20 protein-coding genes and 1 tRNA gene are annotated in these 18,226 nt (G+C 65.3%); 16 read left to right on the top strand and 5 right to left on the bottom strand.

The window, feature by feature from the left end:
* Positions 1 to 11: 11 nt before the first annotated feature.
* Positions 12 to 587, bottom strand: a complete 576-nt coding sequence (locus C7451_RS08205) for a NifU family protein (protein ID WP_110298470.1) — start codon at positions 585 to 587, stop codon at positions 12 to 14.
* Positions 588 to 708: 121 nt separating this feature from the next.
* On the opposite strand from C7451_RS08205, the gene C7451_RS08200 reads away from it, so the two are divergent.
* Complete coding sequence (locus C7451_RS08200) at positions 709 to 3,639, top strand: M16 family metallopeptidase (RefSeq protein WP_110298540.1); 2,931 nt, start codon at positions 709 to 711, stop codon at positions 3,637 to 3,639.
* 8 nt (positions 3,640 to 3,647) lie between these two features.
* Here C7451_RS08200 and C7451_RS08195 read toward each other — a convergent pair whose 3' ends face one another.
* Positions 3,648 to 3,830 (bottom strand): hypothetical protein, encoded by a 183-nt coding sequence (locus C7451_RS08195; protein ID WP_110298469.1) that lies wholly within the window; start codon positions 3,828 to 3,830, stop codon positions 3,648 to 3,650.
* A 127-nt stretch (positions 3,831 to 3,957) separates the two neighbouring features.
* On the opposite strand from C7451_RS08195, the gene C7451_RS08190 reads away from it, so the two are divergent.
* Positions 3,958 to 4,042 (top strand) — tRNA-Leu (locus tag C7451_RS08190).
* Between the two features lie 67 nt (positions 4,043 to 4,109).
* Positions 4,110 to 5,714, top strand: a complete 1,605-nt coding sequence (tig, locus tag C7451_RS08185) for a trigger factor (protein ID WP_110298468.1) — start codon at positions 4,110 to 4,112, stop codon at positions 5,712 to 5,714.
* Between the two features lie 58 nt (positions 5,715 to 5,772).
* Here the strand turns inward: tig and C7451_RS08180 are convergent, their stop codons facing one another.
* A complete protein-coding gene (locus tag C7451_RS08180; protein ID WP_110298467.1) occupies positions 5,773 to 7,368 on the bottom strand; it encodes a phytoene desaturase family protein in 1,596 nt (531 codons plus the stop codon).
* Between the two features lie 111 nt (positions 7,369 to 7,479).
* On the opposite strand from C7451_RS08180, the gene C7451_RS08175 reads away from it, so the two are divergent.
* The 7 genes from C7451_RS08175 (at position 7,480) to C7451_RS08145 (ending at position 12,279) form a co-directional block, all read left to right on the top strand.
* Positions 7,480 to 7,731, top strand: coding sequence for a FeoA family protein (locus C7451_RS08175; RefSeq protein ID WP_110298466.1), 252 nt, complete (start codon positions 7,480 to 7,482; stop codon positions 7,729 to 7,731).
* The gene (feoB, locus tag C7451_RS08170; RefSeq protein ID WP_110298465.1) at positions 7,728 to 9,584 is read left to right on the top strand and encodes a ferrous iron transporter B; all 1,857 of its coding nucleotides are present in this window, start codon (positions 7,728 to 7,730) and stop codon (positions 9,582 to 9,584) included. The genes C7451_RS08175 and feoB overlap by 4 nt, the downstream gene beginning before the upstream one ends.
* A gap of 70 nt (positions 9,585 to 9,654) precedes the next feature.
* Positions 9,655 to 10,185: a single-stranded DNA-binding protein gene (gene ssb, locus C7451_RS08165; RefSeq protein WP_110298464.1), complete on the top strand. Its 531-nt coding sequence runs from the start codon at positions 9,655 to 9,657 to the stop codon at positions 10,183 to 10,185.
* Positions 10,186 to 10,198: 13 nt separating this feature from the next.
* Positions 10,199 to 10,552 carry an arsenate reductase (glutaredoxin) gene (arsC, locus tag C7451_RS08160; RefSeq protein ID WP_110298463.1) on the top strand — a complete coding sequence of 118 codons (354 nt, stop codon included), beginning with the start codon at positions 10,199 to 10,201 and terminating at the stop codon, positions 10,550 to 10,552.
* Between the two features lie 136 nt (positions 10,553 to 10,688).
* Positions 10,689 to 11,471: a 3-hydroxybutyrate dehydrogenase gene (locus tag C7451_RS08155; RefSeq protein WP_110298462.1), complete on the top strand. Its 783-nt coding sequence runs from the start codon at positions 10,689 to 10,691 to the stop codon at positions 11,469 to 11,471.
* Positions 11,472 to 11,605: 134 nt separating this feature from the next.
* Positions 11,606 to 12,031, top strand: a complete 426-nt coding sequence (locus C7451_RS08150) for a putative toxin-antitoxin system toxin component, PIN family (protein WP_110298461.1) — start codon at positions 11,606 to 11,608, stop codon at positions 12,029 to 12,031.
* Positions 12,028 to 12,279 carry a pilus assembly protein HicB gene (locus C7451_RS08145; RefSeq protein WP_110298460.1) on the top strand — a complete coding sequence of 84 codons (252 nt, stop codon included), beginning with the start codon at positions 12,028 to 12,030 and terminating at the stop codon, positions 12,277 to 12,279. Before C7451_RS08150 ends, C7451_RS08145 begins: the two co-directional genes overlap by 4 nt.
* A 16-nt stretch (positions 12,280 to 12,295) precedes the next feature.
* On the opposite strand, the gene C7451_RS08140 is transcribed toward C7451_RS08145, so the two are convergent.
* Both C7451_RS08140 and C7451_RS08135 read right to left on the bottom strand, forming a co-directional pair.
* Positions 12,296 to 13,807 carry a YifB family Mg chelatase-like AAA ATPase gene (locus C7451_RS08140; RefSeq protein ID WP_110298459.1) on the bottom strand — a complete coding sequence of 504 codons (1,512 nt, stop codon included), beginning with the start codon at positions 13,805 to 13,807 and terminating at the stop codon, positions 12,296 to 12,298.
* 77 nt (positions 13,808 to 13,884) lie between these two features.
* Positions 13,885 to 14,553: a winged helix-turn-helix transcriptional regulator gene (locus C7451_RS08135; protein WP_244181735.1), complete on the bottom strand. Its 669-nt coding sequence runs from the start codon at positions 14,551 to 14,553 to the stop codon at positions 13,885 to 13,887.
* Between the two features lie 125 nt (positions 14,554 to 14,678).
* On the opposite strand from C7451_RS08135, the gene C7451_RS08130 reads away from it, so the two are divergent.
* The 6 genes from C7451_RS08130 to C7451_RS08105 all read left to right on the top strand — a co-directional run bounded on the left by C7451_RS08130 (position 14,679) and on the right by C7451_RS08105 (position 18,166).
* The gene (locus C7451_RS08130; protein ID WP_110298538.1) at positions 14,679 to 15,158 is read left to right on the top strand and encodes a VOC family protein; all 480 of its coding nucleotides are present in this window, start codon (positions 14,679 to 14,681) and stop codon (positions 15,156 to 15,158) included.
* A 35-nt stretch (positions 15,159 to 15,193) separates the two neighbouring features.
* The gene (locus tag C7451_RS08125; RefSeq protein ID WP_110298458.1) at positions 15,194 to 15,577 is read left to right on the top strand and encodes a DUF1428 domain-containing protein; all 384 of its coding nucleotides are present in this window, start codon (positions 15,194 to 15,196) and stop codon (positions 15,575 to 15,577) included.
* 14 nt (positions 15,578 to 15,591) lie between these two features.
* On the top strand, positions 15,592 to 16,377 hold the full coding sequence (locus tag C7451_RS08120; RefSeq protein ID WP_110298457.1) for a VOC family protein: 786 nt from the start codon (positions 15,592 to 15,594) through the stop codon (positions 16,375 to 16,377).
* A 108-nt stretch (positions 16,378 to 16,485) separates the two neighbouring features.
* Positions 16,486 to 16,950, top strand: coding sequence for an SRPBCC domain-containing protein (locus tag C7451_RS08115; protein WP_110298537.1), 465 nt, complete (start codon positions 16,486 to 16,488; stop codon positions 16,948 to 16,950).
* A gap of 163 nt (positions 16,951 to 17,113) precedes the next feature.
* Positions 17,114 to 17,821, top strand: a complete 708-nt coding sequence (locus C7451_RS08110; RefSeq protein ID WP_110298456.1) for a hypothetical protein — start codon at positions 17,114 to 17,116, stop codon at positions 17,819 to 17,821.
* A gap of 123 nt (positions 17,822 to 17,944) precedes the next feature.
* Positions 17,945 to 18,166, top strand: a complete 222-nt coding sequence (locus C7451_RS08105; RefSeq protein WP_110298455.1) for a hypothetical protein — start codon at positions 17,945 to 17,947, stop codon at positions 18,164 to 18,166.
* The last annotated feature ends 60 nt before the right edge of the window (positions 18,167 to 18,226 follow it).

Raw genomic sequence — 18,226 nt, 5'->3', positions numbered from 1 at the left:
AGGAGGAGCCGTCAGGCGGCACGGACTTCGGTAACTTCGGGCACATAATGCTTGAGCAACGATTCGATGCCGTGCTTGAGTGTCGCGCTCGACGAGGGGCAGCCCGAGCACGCGCCCTGCATCTGCAGATAGACCACGCCCTTGTCGAAACCGCGATAGACGATGTCGCCGCCATCATTGGCCACTGCAGGGCGCACCCGCGTCTCGATCAGTTCCTTGATCTGCGCGACGATATCGGCGTCTTCCGGATTGCTGGGCCAATCGGCGTCTTCGGGCGGAACGGCGATGCCGGCTGCGGTCGCGGCTCGGAACAGCGGCATGTCTGCCGAGAAATGGTCGAGCAGGACCGAGAGCACATCAGCCTTCAGCACCGACCAGTCGGCGCCGGGCCCCGAAGTCACCGAGATGAAATTGTGCCCGAAGAACACGCCTGTCACATCGCCCAGGCTGAAGATCGCCTCGGCCAGCGGCGAGGCTTCGGCCTCTTCGGGCGAGGCAAAGTCGCGCGTGCCCATTTCCATGACCGTACGACCGGGCAGGAACTTGAGCGTGGCGGGGTTTGGCGTGGTTTCGGTCTCTATCAGCATGGGCCGTATCTGGTGCAGGCCTTGGCCCGGCGCAAGGCCGTTTTTGTCTATGGCGGTCGGCCCGCGATCAGGTCCGCATATTCACTGGCCCTTCATCATGCGGCTGCCTATAGATTCGCGCATGACCTTTCCCCTGATGCGCTGTGCGCCCGTGGCCGCTGCTCTGGCGGCATTTTCGCTGATACTCTCTCCGCCGCTGCTCGCCAATCTTCCCGGCGAGCCGGTGGCCAGCGGCAAGGACGCCAACGGCAAGCCGCTGCGCCCCCCCAATCTCGAGCCGGGCGAAAAGACCCCCTGGCTGTACCGGGGAAGCAACGTGCCGGTCGACAAGGGCTGGACCTTTGGCGAGCTGAGCAATGGCGTGCGCTATGCGGTGCGGCGCAACGGCGTGCCGCCCGGCCAGGTGTCGATCCGCGTGCGCATCGATGCCGGTTCGATGATGGAGACCGATGCGGAGCAGGGCTATGCCCACCTGCTCGAGCATCTGACCTTCCGGGGATCGAAATATGTGCCAGATGGCGAGGCGATCCGCATCTGGCAGCGGCTGGGCGCGAGCTTCGGCAGCGACAGCAATGCCGAGACCACACCAACCCATACGGTCTACAAGCTCGACCTGCCTGCCGCGACCCCGGCAGGGCTCGACGAGAGCATGAAGATCCTTTCGGGCATGATCCGCGAGCCCGGGCTGACCGCCGATGCGGTCAAGGCCGAGGTGCCGGTGGTGATGGCCGAATTGCGCGAACGATCGGGCGCGCAGGTGCGCGTCGGCGATGCGACCCGCAACCTGTTCTTCGCCGGGCAGAAGCTGGCCGAGCGGTCCCCCATCGGCAAGCCAGAGACGCTGAATGCGGCAACCTCGCAAGCCGTGCGCGCCTTTCATCAGCGCTGGTACCGTCCGGAAAATACCGTGATCTCGATTGCGGGCGATGTCGACCCGGCGACGCTCGAACAGCTGATCCGGACCTATTATGGCGACTGGAAGGTGAGCGGCAAACAGGCCCCCTATCCCGGCTTCGGCGAGCCCGATGCCACCCAGCCCATCGCGCGGACGATCGTCGAGCCCGGCTTTCCCTATCTTGTCAGCATGGCGATCCTGCGGCCCTGGAAACCGGTCAACGACACGATCGAATACAACCAGCAGCTGCTGATCGATCTGGTCGCAACCCAGCTGATCAACCGCAGGCTGGAGGGGCGCGCGCGCGGAGGTGGCAGCTTCCTGCAGGCGCAGGTCAACCAGGAGGATGTCAGCCGCTCGGTCGATGGCACCTTCATCTCGATCGTGCCGATTGGCGACGACTGGCAGGCGGCGCTGGCCGACGTACGCGGCGTGCTCGCCGATGCCACCACCACCCCGCCCACCCCTGAGGAAATCGCGCGTGAGATGGCGGAATTCGATGCCGCGCTGGCCGTCCGCGTCGAAAGCGCGGAGACCGAGGCGGGGGCGAAACAGGCCGATGACATTGTCGGTGCGGTCGATATTCGAGAGGCGGTGGCCTCACCGCAGACCGCGCTCGACGTGTTCCGCGCGATGAAGGACCAGTATACGCCCGAAAGGCTGCTCGAATCGACGAGGCGTCAGTTCACGGGCGTCACCACCCGCGCGATTCTGGTGGCACCCAAGCCGGTGGAAAATGGTGAGCAGCTCCTCGCCGCCGCGCTCACCCGCGATGTCAGTGCAGATGCCAGCGCGCGCCTTGCCGCTGCCAATGTCACCTTCGATGACCTGCCCAAGCTGGGTGCGCCCGGCACCGTCACCGCAACCACCGATCTCAGGTTGCTCGGCATCGAGATGATCGAGCTTTCCAACGGGGTGAAGGCCATTCTCTACCCCAACGACGCCGAAGTATCGAAGATCATGGTCAAGGTCCGCTTCGGCAACGGCTATCAGGCCTTTCCTGCAGACAAGCCCTCGCTGGTCTGGTCCGGACAGTCGGCGCTGGTGGCGAGCGGAATCGGCGAGATCGGTCAGGAGGGGCTCGACAGGCTGACAAACGGGCGCCGGATCGGCTTCGGCTTCGAAGTGGAAAATGACGCCTTCGCCTTTTCCGCCGATACCCGCCGCTCCGATCTGGAGGATCAGCTCAAGCTGTTCGCGACCAAGCTGGCCGCGCCGCGCTGGGATGCGAACCCGGTGCGCCGCGCCAGGGCCGGGACGGAACTGGCCTATCGCAGCTTCGGCATGTCCCCGCAAACGGTACTCGAGCGCGATCTCAATTACCTGACCCGCAACCGCGATCCGCGCTGGAAGGTCCCGGGGCCGGACGAAGCCGCACAACTGACGCCCGAAGCATTCCGCGCGACCTGGGAACCGCTGCTGCAACAGGGGCCGGTCGAGGTGCTGCTGTTCGGCGATTTCGACAAGGCCGAAGCGATTGCCGCGCTGCAAAGGACCTTTGGTGCCCTGCCGCCGCGCCAGCCGGCGCCGGTGGTTGCGGGCCCTGACACGGTCAGCTTCCCCGCACCCAACAGCACGCCGCTGGTGGTCCGGCATGAAGGCGCGCCCGACCAGGCAGCCGCCTTTATCGGCTGGCCGACCGGTGGCGGGCTGGAAAACGTGCAGGAAAGCCGTCAGCTCGAGATCCTGACCGCCATCTTCAACAGCCGCCTGTTCGATCAGCTCCGCGCGCAGGCAGGGGCCAGCTATGCGCCGCAGGTCCTGAACAACTGGCCGATCGCGTTCGACAAGAGCGGCTATGTGGGGGTCATCGGCCAGCTGGCGCCGGAAAATGTGGCCAAGTTCTTCGAGATCGCCAACAGCATCGCCGCCGACCTCGCCGCCAGGCCGGTCGATGCCGACGAACTGGCCAGGGCTACCGAGCCGCTGCGCCAGCTGGTCTCGCGCGCCAGCACTGGCAACAATTTCTGGCTCAACCAGTTGCAGGGCGCCACGCGTGACCCGCGCAAGATTGCAGCGGTGCGGACGATCCTGCCGGATTACACAGAGACGACGCCGGAACGGATGCAGGCGCTCGCCGCCAAATACCTGCGCGGGGACAAGGCCTGGTCGTTCGTAGTCCTGCCCGAAGAAACCGAAGCTCCCTCGGGCCGGTAGGGATCAGATCAGACTGGCATTTCATCCGGCCCGCGATCGGGCTCGATGATATCAGGGCTGACAGGATCTATTTCGGGAGGCTGCTGGACCGGGTCTTCCATCGGGGTCGGGGTCACCGGCAGCTCGGGCGGGCTCTGCGGCTCGATGCGGTCGGGGGCGGGGATTTCCGGATCGTCGGGACGGGTGGCCATGCTATCGTTCCTTTCGAGCCCCTTACGCCCTGCCGGACGGCTGGTTGCATGCCGGGACGGCTGCTGGATGCGCCCCCTTGCCCTTTGCGGCAACCTTCTTTAGACGCGCACGCTTGATTACCGCGACGCGGGCGTGGCGAAACTGGTAGACGCGCCAGATTTAGGTTCTGGTATCGCAAGATGTGGGGGTTCAAGTCCCTTCGCCCGCACCATCGCATGGATGGCCGGGAAAGGGCGGGATTGCCCTTTCTTATTATGGAAAGACAAGAGTTTAAGCCGATGCAGATTGTCGAGACGCTGAACGAGGGCCTGAAGCGGGCCTATACCATCACCATCCCCGCCAAGGATCTGGACGCCCGGGTCGATGCGGAGGTGAAGAAGATCGCGCCGCAGGTGCGCATGCCCGGTTTCCGCCCCGGCAAGGTGCCCGCCAACCTGATTCGCAAGATGCACGGCGAATCGATTCATGCCGATGCGCTCAACGCCACCATCCAGGAAAGCGTCGACAAGGCGATCCGCGACAACAACCTTCGCCCCGCCATCCAGCCTTCGGTCGACCTCAACGAGGATTATGCCGCCGGCAAGGATGCCGAGGTCAAGGTCTCGCTCGAAGTGCTGCCGCAGGTTCCCACGCCGTCGATCGATTCGATCACGCTCGAGCGCCTGACGGTCGAGCCTGCGGAGGAAGCCGTGACCGAAGCGCTGCAGCGCATCGCCGACGGCCAGAAGAGCTATGACACCGCGCCCAAGAGCTACAAGGCCAAGGAAGGCGATCAGGTCGTCATCGACTTCGAAGGCAAGGTCGATGGCGTTCCCTTCGAAGGCGGCAAGGGCGAAGGCATGGCCGTCGTCATCGGTTCGGGCCAGCTCATCCCCGGTTTCGAGGATCAGCTTGTCGGCCTGAAGGCCAATGACGAAGCCGTGATCAATGTGACCTTCCCCGAAAACTACGGCGCTGCCGATCTCGCCGGCAAGGCCGCGACGTTCGACATCGTCGTCGGCGAAGTGAAGAAGCCCGGCGAAACCAGGCTGGACGACGATTTCGCCAAGTCGCTGGGCCTCGAAAGCCTCGAGCAGCTGACCGGCCTGATCAAGGGCCAGCTGGAGCAGGAACTGAACGGCCTCACCCGCACGCACATGAAGCGCCGCCTGCTCGACCAGCTGGCTGCCAATCATGACTTCGAGGTTCCCCCCTCGATGGTCGAAGCCGAGTTCAACCAGATCTGGGCGCAGCTCGAGCAGGAAGCCGCACAGGAAGCCGATGTCGAGGCCGCCCGCGCCGAGATGGAAAAGGACCGCGACGAATATCACGCGATCGCCGTGCGCCGCGTGCGCCTCGGCCTGTTGCTGTCGGAAATCGGCCAGGCCAATGGCGTCGAAGTGTCGCAGCAGGAAATGAACATGCTGATCGCGCAGGCCGCGCAGCAGTATCGCCAGGAAGACCGTCAGCGCTTCGCGGAATATATCCGCCAGACGCCGATGGCCGCCGCCCAGCTGCGCGCGCCGCTCTATGAGGACAAGGTCGTCGACTTCCTGTTCGACAAAGCGACGATCACCGACCGCGCCGTGACCCGTGAAGAGCTGGAAGCTGCGATCGAGGCGGACGAGGACGGCCATGTCCACGGTCCCGATTGCGGTCACGACCATGGCCATGACGAAAAGCCCAAGGCCAAGAAGGCCGCGCCGAAAAAGGCCGCGGTGAAGAAGGACGCGGAAGCCGAGGCTGCTCCGGTTGAGGCAGCGGAAGAAGCCAAGCCCGCCAAGAAGGCGCCGGCCAAGAAGGCAGCAGCGAAGAAGGAAGAGGCTCCGGCCGAAACCGCTGAAGCTGCCGAAAAGCCCGCCAAGAAGGCTCCGGCGAAGAAGGCCGCTGCCAAGAAGGCCTGATCTTTCGGGCCTTCGGACCAGAAAACAGCCCCCGCGAGCCAGGCTCGCGGGGGTTTTTTCATGTCCGCCGCCAGCGCCGATCGGTCAGGATCGCGCGCGCGGCATTGTGCCCCGGCGCACCGGTCACGCCGCCGCCCGGATGCGTGCCCGATCCGCACATGTACAAGCCCTTCAATGGCCCGCGATAATCGGCATGGCCCAAGATCGGCCGCGCCGCCCAGAGCTGGTCGAGGCTCATCCGCCCGTGGAAGATGTCGCCGCCGACCAGTCCGAACGTGCGCTCCAGCCCCTTGGGGCTGAGCACCTGCCGCCCCAGGATCGAGGCGCGGAAACCGGGGGCATGCGCCTCCACGGTCTCGATGATCGTGTTCGCCGCCGCCGCTTCCTGCGCGTCGGTCCATTCCAGAGCCGGGTCGAACTGCTGGCAGAACAGGCTGGCGACATGGTGTCCGGCAGGAGCAAGGCTGTCATCGACTTGGCTAGGAATCAGCATCTCGACGATCGGTTCGCGCGACCAGCCATGCAGTTTCGCGTCGGTGAACGCGCGGTCCATGTAATCGAGGCTGGGTGCGATCACGATGCCGGCGCGCAGATGCTCGCCGTCTCCTGGCAGACAGGTGAAATCGGGCAGGCGACCCAGCGCAACATTCATGCGAAAGCTGCCCGACCCCGCGACATAGCCGCGCATCCGCCGTGCAAAATCCTCCGGCAGCGCGGTCTCGTCGATCAGCCGTCCGTAGAGCAGCTTGGGTCCCACATTGGCGACGATCCGCGCCGCTCGCATCGCCTCGCCGCTCGCCAGCCGCACGCCGACCGCGCGACCACCCTCGACCAGCACCTGCTCGACCGGGCTGTTCAGCCGGATATCGACCCCCTGCTCCTCGCACGCCTCGGCCATCATCCGGGTGATGCTGCCCATCCCGCCGAGAACATGTCCCCAGCTGCCCTTGTTGCCGTTCACCTCCCCAAAGACATGGTGGAGCAGCACATAGGCCGAGCCGGGCGTGTCGGGGCTGGCATAATTGCCGACTACCGCGTCGAAGCCGAAGGCGGCCTGGACGGGCGCGCTTTCGAACCATTGGGCCAGGAACTCGCGCGCGGACTTGGTGAACAGCTCCAGCATATCGCGCTGCACCTCACGCGACAGGCGGGAGAGCAGCCGCCCGGTCGTGAGCGCCTCGACAAGACCGGCGATACCGCTGCCGATATTGGGCGGGGGCCTGAGCGCAAGATCGCGCAGCACATCGGCGACCCGGTCGAGCATCGCGTAATAGGCGGGCAGCGCCTCGGCATCGCGTTTCGAGAAGCGCGCGAACTCGGCCTGCGTGCGTTCGAGCCCGCCCCCCAGGATCAGATAATCGCCATTCGGCAGCGGAAGGAAGTTCGATACCGGTCTTTCGATCACCCGATAGCCGCGCTGCACCAGCCCCATGTCCGCGATGACGCGCGGCTGGAGCAGGCTGACGGTATAGCTTGCTACAGAATTGCGGAAACCGGGGTGGAATTCTTGCGTCACCGCCGCCCCGCCGACGACAGGCCGCGCCTCCAGCACGCGCACCTTCATTCCTGCTCGCGCCAGATAGAAGGCTGAGGTCAGGCCGTTATGCCCGCCCCCTATGATGATTGCATCCGGCTGCGTGTCGCTGCTTCCCATGCTCCAAGGCCTAGCCGAGCGGCGGGAAACCGCCAAGCACGCACACACGGGACATTATCGCAAGAAATCGCTGGCGCGTGCGAGCGGATATTGATAGCGGTTCGCAAAACCATGCTTCTTGACCAGCTTCCCACCGGCCAGCGCGCGGAGATTGCCGCGATCGACTGGAGCATTCTGCCTCCGGACGAGGGCAAGCGCCTGCGCGCGCTCGGCGTGGACGAGGGCGCGATGGTCTCGATCCGCCAGCGCGGCATCTTTTTCGGGCGCGATCCCATCGCGCTCGATATCGGGCGGATGACCGTGGCGATCCGCCGCGTCCACGCCCGCGCGATCACGCTGCGCGCGCCGGAAACTGCGGCATGACCCGCCACCAGCCACTGATCGCGCTGGTCGGCAACCCCAATGCCGGCAAGAGCGCGCTGTTCAACGCGCTGACAGGCGCGCGGCAGAAGATCGCCAACTATCCCGGCGTCACCGTCGAGCGCAAATCGGGCCGGTTCGCCTTTGCCGACGGACGCCCTGCCGAGCTGATCGACCTGCCGGGCAGCTACAGTCTCGACCCGACCAGCCCCGACGAGGCGGTGACCCGCGACGTGGTGATGGGCCGCCAGGCGGGCGAGCGCCAGCCCGATGCACTGGTGATCGTGCTCGATTCGGCCAATCTCGACCAGCATCTGGTCTTCGCGCTCGAACTGCTCGCGCTGGGCCTGCCGACCGTGATCGCGCTCAACATGGTCGATCTTGCCGAACGCGATGGTCTTACGCTCGATGCGACGCGGCTGGCGGCGGACCTCGGCGTTCCTGTGATCCCCACCGTCGCGGTGCGACGCCGGGGCCTGACCGAGTTGGCGGGAGCGCTCGATGCGGTGATCCTCGCCAAGCAGGTGCCGCACGCGCCTTTGGGTGAGCCCGATATGCGCGCGCGGCGCAGGCGCGCAGAACATATCGCGACAGCCGCGATCGTCAGCCAGACGCAAAGCCGCCGCTGGACAGATCGCGCCGACAGCCTGCTGCTCCACCCCTTTGCCGGACCGCTGGTCCTGTTCGCGCTGCTCTTCGTCATCTTCCAGGCGGTGTTCAGCTGGGCGACGCCGTTCGCCGATGCGCTCGAGGCAGGTGCCGCCGCGCTCGCCGAGCTCGCCACCGCGACGATACCGGAAGGCTTTTTCCGCTCTTTGGTGGTCGATGGCGTGATCGCAGGCGTCGGCTCGGTCGTCGTCTTCCTGCCGCAGATCGTCATCCTGTTCTTCTTCATCCTGATGATGGAGGCGACCGGCTACATGGCGCGCGCTGCCTTCATCATGGACCGGCTGATGGCGAGCGTCGGGCTTTCGGGCCGCTCGTTCATTCCGCTGCTTTCCAGCTTTGCCTGCGCCATTCCCGGCATCATGGCGACGCGCAGCATCTCGGACGAGAAGGACCGGTTGACGACAATCCTGATCGCGCCGCTGATGACCTGCTCTGCGCGGCTGCCGGTATACACCGTGATCATCGCCGCGTTCATTCCCGAGATTGCGGTCGGTCCCGGCATCGGGCTGCAGGGGCTGGTGCTGTTCGGCCTTTATGTCTTCGGCATCATCGGCGCAATGGTGGTGGCGCTGGTGCTGCGCTCGACCGTCGCCAAGGGCGGCGCGAGCGGCTTCCTGATGGAAATGCCCAAATACCAGATGCCGCGCATCGCCGATCTCGCGCTCGGCCTGTGGCAGCGCGCCTGGCTGTTCCTGCGCCGCGCGGGCACGATCATCTTTGCCGTCACCATCGGCCTGTGGCTGCTGCTCAGCTATCCGCAGGTGCCTGCGGGCAGCAGCATGAGCCAGTCCGAATATTCCGCCGCCGGGCGCATCGCAGGCGTGATCGAGCCGATCGTCGCGCCAATCGGCTTTTCGCGCGACATCGCGCTCGCTCTGATCCCCGCGATGGCGGCGCGCGAGGTCGCGGTGTCGGCGCTCGCCACGACCTACGCGATCGATGCGACCGACGAGGACGAACAGGCACAGGCGCTGGGCGAACGGCTCGCCGGGCGCTGGTCGCTGCCGACCGCACTCGCCTTTCTTGCCTGGTTCGTGTTCGCGCCGCAATGCATCTCGACCATCGCGGTCACGCGGCGCGAGACCAATGGCTGGAAATGGCCGATGTTCATGGTCGGATACCTGTTCGGCCTCGCCTGGATTGCGGCGGGGATTACCTTCTGGACCGCGACCGCATTCGGTCTATAAACGGGCCAACGGACCGCGCGGTGCATCGCGCGTTCTCTCCATCACAGCATCATTATCCTGAGGAAAGCATATGTCGGGCAGCGTCAACAAGGTCATCCTGATCGGCAATCTGGGGGCCGATCCCGAGGTCCGCAGCTTCGCCAATGGCGGCAAGGTCGCCAATCTGCGGCTCGCCACGACCGAGACGTGGAAGGACCGCAACAGCGGCGAGAAGCAGGAGCGCACCGACTGGCACACCGTCGCGGTGTTCGGTGACGGCCTCGCCGGTGTCGCCGAGCGCTATCTGCGCAAGGGCAGCAAGATCTATGTCGAAGGCCAGCTGCGCACCCGCAAGTGGCAGGACCAGCAGGGCAATGACCGCTACACCACCGAAGTGGTGCTGCAGGGCCCCGGCGCGGTGCTGACCATGCTCGACAGCGCGCAGGGTCGCGGCGGCGGTGGCGGCGGCATGGGCGGCGGCGGCGATTTCGGCGGCGGCTCGCGCGGCGGTTCGTCGGGTGGCGGTTCGGGCGGCTCGCGCGGCCTCAACGATGGCGGTTCATCGAGCGGCTGGGGCGGCGGCGGCTTCGACGACGATCTGAACGACGACGTGCCGTTCTGATCGGACGCGCGTCATGGCCTTCACAATCTATCACAACCCCAGATGCGGCACCTCCCGCAACGTCCTCGCGGCGCTGCGCGAGGCTGGGCATGAGCCGCAGGTCATCGAATATCTGAAGACCCCGCCGTCGCGCGAGACGCTGGAAAGCCTGATCGCGCGGGCAGGGCAAGGCGCGCGCGGCCTGCTTCGTGCCAAGGAGCCTCTGGTCAAGGACCTCGGCCTCGATGCCGAAGGCGTGACCGATGCGCAGATCATCGAGGCGATGATGGCGCATCCGATCCTGATCAACCGTCCGATCGTGGTCGGCCCCGGGGGCGTCAGGTTGTGCCGCCCGAGCGAGACCGTGGCAGAGCTGCTCGACAGCTGAGCGTCGCCCCGTCTGGCGCGAGTGTCTTTTTCCGTTCGCATATGCAACATAGGATGGCCAAGCGGGTTGATGGCCTTGGGCCGCGGCCCGCGCCGATCTGCGCCTATCCACCACGCGCCACAAGGGAGTCTTCGCCATGCTCAACGGATTGAACGCCATCGTTACCGGATCGACCAGCGGGATCGGGCTGGGGGTTGCCAAGGTGCTGGCCGCGAAGGGCGCGAACCTGGTGATCAACGGCTTCGGCGATGCCGACGCGATCGAAAAGGAACGCGCCGGGCTGGAATCGGATTTCGGGATCAAGGCGGTCTATAGCGACGCCGACATGTCCAAACCCGATCAGATCGCGGCCATGGTCGATCTGTGCGCCAGCAGCTTCGGATCGGTCGACATTCTGGTCAACAATGCCGGCATCCAGCATACCGACCCGGTCGAACAGTTCCCGGCGGAAAAATGGCACGCCATCCTGGCAATCAACCTGTCGAGCGCCTTCTTCTCCATCCAGGCCGCGCTGCCGCACATGCGCGCCAAGGGCTATGGCCGCATCATCAACATCGGTTCGGCGCACGGCCTGGTCGCCAGCGCCAACAAGTCCGCCTATGTCGCGGCCAAGCACGGCGTGGTAGGCCTTAGCAAGGTCGTCGCGCTGGAAACCGCAGGCAGCGGCATCACCTGCAACACCATCTGCCCCGGCTGGGTCCACACCCCGCTGGTGCAGAAGCAGATCGAGGCGATGGCCGATGACCAGAATATCAGCGTCGAGGCTGCAACCGACAAGCTGCTCTGCGCCAAGCAGCCCTCGGGCCAGTTCGTCACCCCCGACCAGATCGGCTCGCTCGCCGCGTTCCTGTGCAGCCCCGCCGCAGCGCAGATCACCGGCATCGCCCTGCCGATCGACGGCGGCTGGACGGCGCAGTGATGCGATGACGGTGGCGGGGCCGGGGGGCTCCGCCGATATTCGGATACGAAGGGGGACGGCGGGACGAAAGCTTCGCCGGTTTTCGTGTGGCGACCTGATTGCTTCTGTGCCGATCAATTGATATCTTATAGGATATGTTGAAAGTCGTGCTCGACACGGACGTGGTTGTGACAGCGCTTCGGAGCAGAGAGGGCGGCAGCAACGCCGTCCTGCGACTGGTCGCCGCCGGGCGGATTGTTCTGCTGGTCAAACCTGCGCTGTTCGTCGAATACGAATCGGTTTTGAAAAGACCAGAGCAATGCATGGTGCATGGCTTCAGCCCGAGCGAGATCGATGCTTTCCTCGATGCGCTGGCGAGCAGCTGCAAGGCGACGGAAGTAAGTTTCCGCTGGCGTCCGTTGCTGAACGACGCAAACGATGAAATGGTGCTGGAAGCCGCGATCAACGGCGGTGCGGACAGGTTGGTAACGCACAATGTCCGCGATTTTGCCAAAGGTGCGGCGCTGTTTGGACTGCCGGTGGTCAGACCGGGAGAACTGTTGAAGGAATTGCGGTCATGACCAAGGCATCCTATCCCTTGAAGTTGCCGGTATCGATCAAGGAGGCCGCCGCGCGCCTAGCCAGGCAGGATGGCGTGTCGCTCAATCAATGGATCTCAGTGGCCGTGGCTCAAAAGATCGGAGCCGTGGAAACAGCTGCAGATTTTCTCAAGCAGCGCGCCGGGACTGCCAAGCCATCGGATATGCTGGCCTTTCTTGATCGCGCCGGAACCGAGCCGCCGCCTCTGGGGGACGAGATCGAACCGTGAGGCAAAGCGCCCCCCCTCACCCCACCGGTGCCCGTCGCCGATAGCTCAGCGCCTCCGCCACATGCACCCGGCCCACCGTTTCTGCGCCGCCAAGGTCCGCGATCGTGCGGGCGACCCTGAGCACCCGCGTATAGCCCCGCGCCGATAGCCGCATCGCTTCGGCGGCGCGGGCGAGCAGCTGGCGCGCGGGCTCGTCGGGCGTGGCGAAGCGTTCGAGGGCTTCGCCGTCGATCTCGGCATTGGTGCGCGCCTTGATGTCCGCATAGCGCGCGGTCTGGAGGGCGCGCGCGGCGGCGACGCGCGCGGCGACCTCTTTCGAACCCTCGGCGGGCGGGGGCAGGGTCAAATCGGCGGCGGTCACCGCCTCAACCTCGACATGCAAGTCGATGCGGTCGAGCAAGGGGCCGGAGACCTTCGCCTGATAATCCGCCGCGCATCTGGGCGCGCGCGAGCAGCCGAGTGCGGGATCGCCCAGATGCCCGCAGCGGCACGGGTTCATCGCCGCGATCATCTGCACCCGCGCCGGAAAGGTGACATGCGCATTGGCGCGCGCGACGCTGACCTCGCCGGTCTCGAGCGGCTGGCGCAGCGAATCGAGCACGATGCGCTGGAATTCGGGCAGTTCGTCGAGGAACAGCACGCCCAGATGCGCCATCGAGACCTCGCCTGGCCGGACCTTCAGCCCGCCACCGACCAGCGCCGCCATCGAGGCGCTGTGATGGGGGGCGCGAAAGGGACGCGCGCGACTGATCCGGCCATCGACCAATGTTCCCGCAACACTCGCCACCATCGAGACCTCCAGCGCCTCCTGCGGGGTCAGCGGCGGCAATATGCCCGGAAGGCACGAGGCCATCAGCGACTTGCCCGCACCGGGTGGGCCTACCATGACCATGTTATGCCCGCCGGCCGCCGCGATCTCCAGCGCGCGCTTGGCGGTTTCCTGCCCCTTGACCTGTTTCAGGTCCGGCCCCGGTTCGGGTTCTTCGGCCACGCCCGGTTTCGGCGGGCTCAGCCGTCCGTTGCCCTTGAGATGGTTGAGCAGGGTGAGCAGATCGGGCGCGGCGATCACGTCGATCCCGCCCGCCCAGGCAGCCTCCGCGCCCTGCGATGCCGGACAGATCAGGCTTTTGCCGGTCGCCGAGGCGTGGAGCGCGGCGAGCAGCACGCCGGGTGAGGCGGCGATGCGCCCATCGAGCGCCAGTTCGCCCACCGCGACATATTCGCTGACCAGTTCGCTATCGATGATGCCCATCGCGGCGAGCAGCGCGAGGGCAATCGGCAGGTCGTAATGCGAGCCTTCCTTGGGCAGATCCGCCGGGGACAGGTTCACGGTGATGCGCTTAGGGGGAAGCGACAGGCCGAGCGATGCGATCGCCGCGCGCACCCGCTCGCGGCTTTCGCCCACCGCCTTGTCGGGCAGGCCGACCACCGCGATTCCCTTGTTCATGCCGGGCGAAATCTGCACCTGCGCCTCGACGCTGCGCGCTTCCAGCCCCAGATAGGCGACGGTCTGGACGATGGCGACCATGCGCTGCCCCCTGTTTGTTCCAGAGGCGAGACTGGCGCGACGCTATCTTCGAGTCGAGCGGAATCGGCAGAATTGCTTCATTCCGGATGCAATTCCACCTTTTCGGGCAACGGAAACAGGGTGAGGAAACGGGCGATCAGCTGGGGGTCGCCCGTGGCGGTCAGCTGTCCACCGCCTTGCAACTCGGCAAGCGGAACCCCGCCATAGACTGCGCCCACCAGCGCATGCGGCGATCCGGTGAACACGATGTCGCAAGCCTGGGCCTCGCCGCGTGCGATCGCGATGCCGGTGCGGTCGAGCTGGCCGACATAGGTCATGTCGCCGAACACGAAGCCGACGCGAATGGCAAGATCGCCCACCCGCGCGCGGTCGATCATCGTGCGGAACGAGAGCAACACCGACACCCCGCTGATCGGCAGGCCGGGATCGTGCCAGGGCGATCGCGCCGCCCAGCGGCCGAGCATCTGGATCAGCGGTTCGGCCTCGTATCCCCAGGGGGTCAGCGCATAGACCTGGACCGAGGCGGGCGGCGGCAGGCGGCGACGGACGAGCAGCTGCTTCGCCTCCAGCCCCTCGAGCCGCTGGGTCAGAACATTCGCGCTGATGCCCGGCAGATCGGCGCGCAACTCGCCGAACCGGCGCGGCCCCAGCATCAGCTCGCGCATCACCAGCAGCGCCCAGCGTTCGCCGATCAGTTCCAGCGCATGCGCAGTGCCGCACGCATCGTCATACAGCCTTTTTGGCAATGTTACTCCCTTTGAGGTTATAAATAGTAACTAGACGGTTGCTTTTTGTAACACAGGCTCGCACGCTCGGCAACGACAGTCCCGAGTCGCAGAAACAGGCGGCCGGGCCAAGCGAGGATGTGGTGATGAGCAAGATTGCACCGTGCCTGTGGTTCGACGGGGCGGCGGAAGAAGCCGCGCGATTCTATTGCAGCCTGCTTCCCGGCAGCCGCATCGATCGTGTGGTGCAGGCACCGTCCGACAACCCTTCGACCGCTGGAGGCGCGGTGATCCTGGTCGAATTCACGCTTGCCGGACAGGGCTGGGTCGCGCTCAATGGCGGACCGGGCAAGCCGCATGGCGACGCCATCTCGTTCCAGATCTATACTGAAGGCCAGGCCGAGACCGACCGGCTCTGGGACGCGATTGTATCCGCTGGGGGCGCAGAGATGGCATGCAGCTGGTGCCGGGACCGCTGGGGCGTGCGCTGGCAGATCGTGCCCAGGCGGATGATGGAATTACTGTCCGATCCTGATCCTGCGCGTGCCAGAGCAGCCTTCGATGCCATGTCGGCGATGGTCAGGATCGACATCGCCGCGATCGAAGCTGCTGCCGACGCGGCCTGAACTCTCTCTCCCTGCTGCGACAAGGACCATGCCCCATGACCTATATCGACGGATTCGTGATCCCCTGCCCCACTGCCAATCGCGAAGGATTCATCGAGCACGCCCGCGCTGCCGATGCGGTCTTCGTGGAGCTCGGCGCCTTGCGTATCGTCGAATGCTGGGGCGATGACGTGCCCGACGGCCACACCACCGACTTTCGCCGGGCCGTACAGGCAAGGGAGGGCGAGACGGTGCTGTTCAGCTGGGTCGAATGGCCGGACAAGGAAACGCGCGATGCGGCCATGGCGCGCATGCAGGAGATGATGAGCGATCCGGCCAAGGTGGATCCGCGCATGGACCCGGCAACCAACCCGATGCCATTCGACGGAACGCGGCTGATTTTCGGCGGTTTTGTTCCTGTGGTCGACATGACCGCCTGAACAGGAGAACCCTTATGCCCAACCGCCCCGGTGATTTCGTCTGGTACGAACTCATGACCCGCGATGTCGACGGCGCCATGGCCTTTTACGGCGCGCTGCTGAACTGGACCTATGAGGATTCCGACCAGCCGGACCGGGACTATTACACGATCGAGGCCGAGCACGAACCGATCGGCGGCATGCTGGGGATGAGTGCGGACATGCTGGCAGGCGGATGGCAGCCGTGCTGGCTGGGCTATGTCGCCGTCGATCGGATCGATGCAGCGATCCGGGCCATCACGACGGCTGGCGGCGCGCTTCACATGGGCCCGATGGAGGTGGAGGGCACCGGCCTGATCGCCATGGTCGCCGACCCGCAGGATGTGCCATTCTATATCGTAGAAGACCGGTCGGGCCGTACCAGCCAGGCTTATGTCGCCAATGGCGGGAAGCCCGGCCATTGCGCATGGAACGAGCTTGCCACCACGGACCAGGCCGGCGCCATCGCCTTCTACACCTCCCAGTTCGGCTGGGTGAAGGATGGCGCGATGGACATGGGACCGATGGGATCATACGAGTTTTTGCGGCATGGCGAGCAGATCGGTGCGGTGATGACCAAGCCCGCCGACATGCCCCGGCCCGGCTGGGCGCATTATTTCCATGTCGAGGATATCGATGCCGCCGCGCGCACCATCCCGATCCGCCAGGGAGAGATCCTGTTCGGACCCTCGGAAATTCCCGGCGGCGATTTCATCATCACCGGACGCGATCCGCAAGGCGCGATCTTCTCGCTCGTCGGCCCCCGGAAGGCCGCCGAATGACGCTGCATGCTCTCGTGGACGCGATCCCATTTCGTGACGCAGGCGCGGAGCCTCGATGGCCCTCGCCGCTTCGACCGCCCGATCGCAATGGCTCTGAGGAGAATCATCATGCCAGACGAACAGGACCAGCCCGGCTATCCGTTGCGCGTCACCCGCCATATCGCCGCACCGCCCGAGCGGGTCTGGCACGTGATGACGGAACGGCTGGAGGACTATTGGTGCCCGCGCCCCTGGCGGACCGAGATCATCGAGATTGACTGGCGATCGGGCGGACGCATGGCGACGACCATGTGCGGCCCCGAAGGTGAGCGCCATGACGGCGATGGCGTGCTGCTGGAGGTGACTCCAGGCCGGCGCATCGTGTTTACCGATGCCTTTCGCGCCGGATGGATACCGCAGCCTGCGTTCATGGTCGGATGCCTCGAGATCACTCCCGAAGGCGAAGGCACGCGCTATACTGCGACGACCTGGCACTGGACAAAGGAAGCCTGCGAACAGCACAAGGCTATGGGTTTCGAGGCTGGCTGGGCCACCATGGGTGATCAGCTTGCCGAACTTGCAGAGGCCGGGTAACCATGATGCATGTCGCAAACCTCTGAAATTGCAGGAACAGGCTTCAGCCGGTCGGCGGGGTTAACCCTGACTTAACATTCGCAGCTGACCCTGTTCGTCAACCCGTCGGCAAATCGCCGGGCGCATCGATGGAGCATCGTCTCCGGTCCGAAGATGCCCGCCCATGTCGCTGCTGCGTTCCTTGCCCGTCCTGCTCGTCCTGGCCCTCGCGCTGTGCCATGAGCGGGCGGCTGCCCATGCCGCCGGCCCGGTCATTCTCCAGACCGTCCTCGAACACGACATGGTCGCCGACCATGAGGTGGCGAGCGGCAGCATGCAGGCTCCCCAGGCGCCTCGTGCCGCAATCCCGGCGCTCGCAGCCTTCGGCCCGTTTCGCGTGACCGGGCCCGCCACCGCCGACATGATCGGACTGGTCGATTCGGGGACGCCTGACGATTTTGCCGCGATGCTCGAGGCCTTTCCCGGGATCGCGACGCTGTGCATGATCGAATGCCCCGGGTCCGAGGACGACGAGGCGAATCTGAAGCTGGCGCGCATGCTGCGCAAGGCGGGGATAGAGACCCTGGTTCCCGCAGGCGGGTCGGTCCGATCGGGCGCGGTCGAGCTGTTTCTGGCCGGCGTGAAGCGCCGCGCCGATTCGAAGGCGGAGTTTGCCGTGCACAGCTGGCGCGACGAGCTGGGGCGCGAGGCACGGGACCTGCCATCCGACGATCCCGTCCACCGGGAATATCTCGATTTTTACCGTGAAATGGGGCTGAGCGAAGACAGCGCCGCGCGATTCTACGCGCTGACCAATAGCGTTTCATTCGATGATGCGGTGATGCTTGCGCCGTTACAACTTGCGGCCATGGGACTGCTCGAGATGCTGTAACGCTCTCAAAACGGTGTAAAAACTGCGGTGAAAGTCACGATAATTGCGCCCAACGCATGTTGCATTTGCTAACAAGCTGTGGAATATCGCAACTGCTAGCAGCATGTCTGAAGGGACAATCTTATGAAACTTGCAAAGACCGCACTGGCTGCGCTTGCTCTGACCACGATGGTCGGCGCTCCGGTTCTGGCACAGGCTGCGACCTCCGCAGCTCGCGTCAGCGCTTCGGGCGAAGAGAGCGACGCAGAAGGCAGCACCGGCATCATCATTGGTGTCGTGGCCGCTGCCGCCGTCGTGGGCGGCATCATCGTCATCGCTGACGATGATGAGCCCAACAGCCCCTGATAGCCGCAAGGCAATCAGGTACTGATTCGGGAAAGGGCGGTCGGCAACGGCCGCCCTTTT

The sequence above is a fragment of the Blastomonas natatoria genome (assembly GCF_003201955.1).
In the GTDB taxonomy this organism is placed as follows: Bacteria; Pseudomonadota; Alphaproteobacteria; order Sphingomonadales; family Sphingomonadaceae; genus Blastomonas; species Blastomonas natatoria.
Note: the sequence above shows the minus strand (reverse complement) of the source record. Positions and strands in the feature narration are given on the sequence as shown.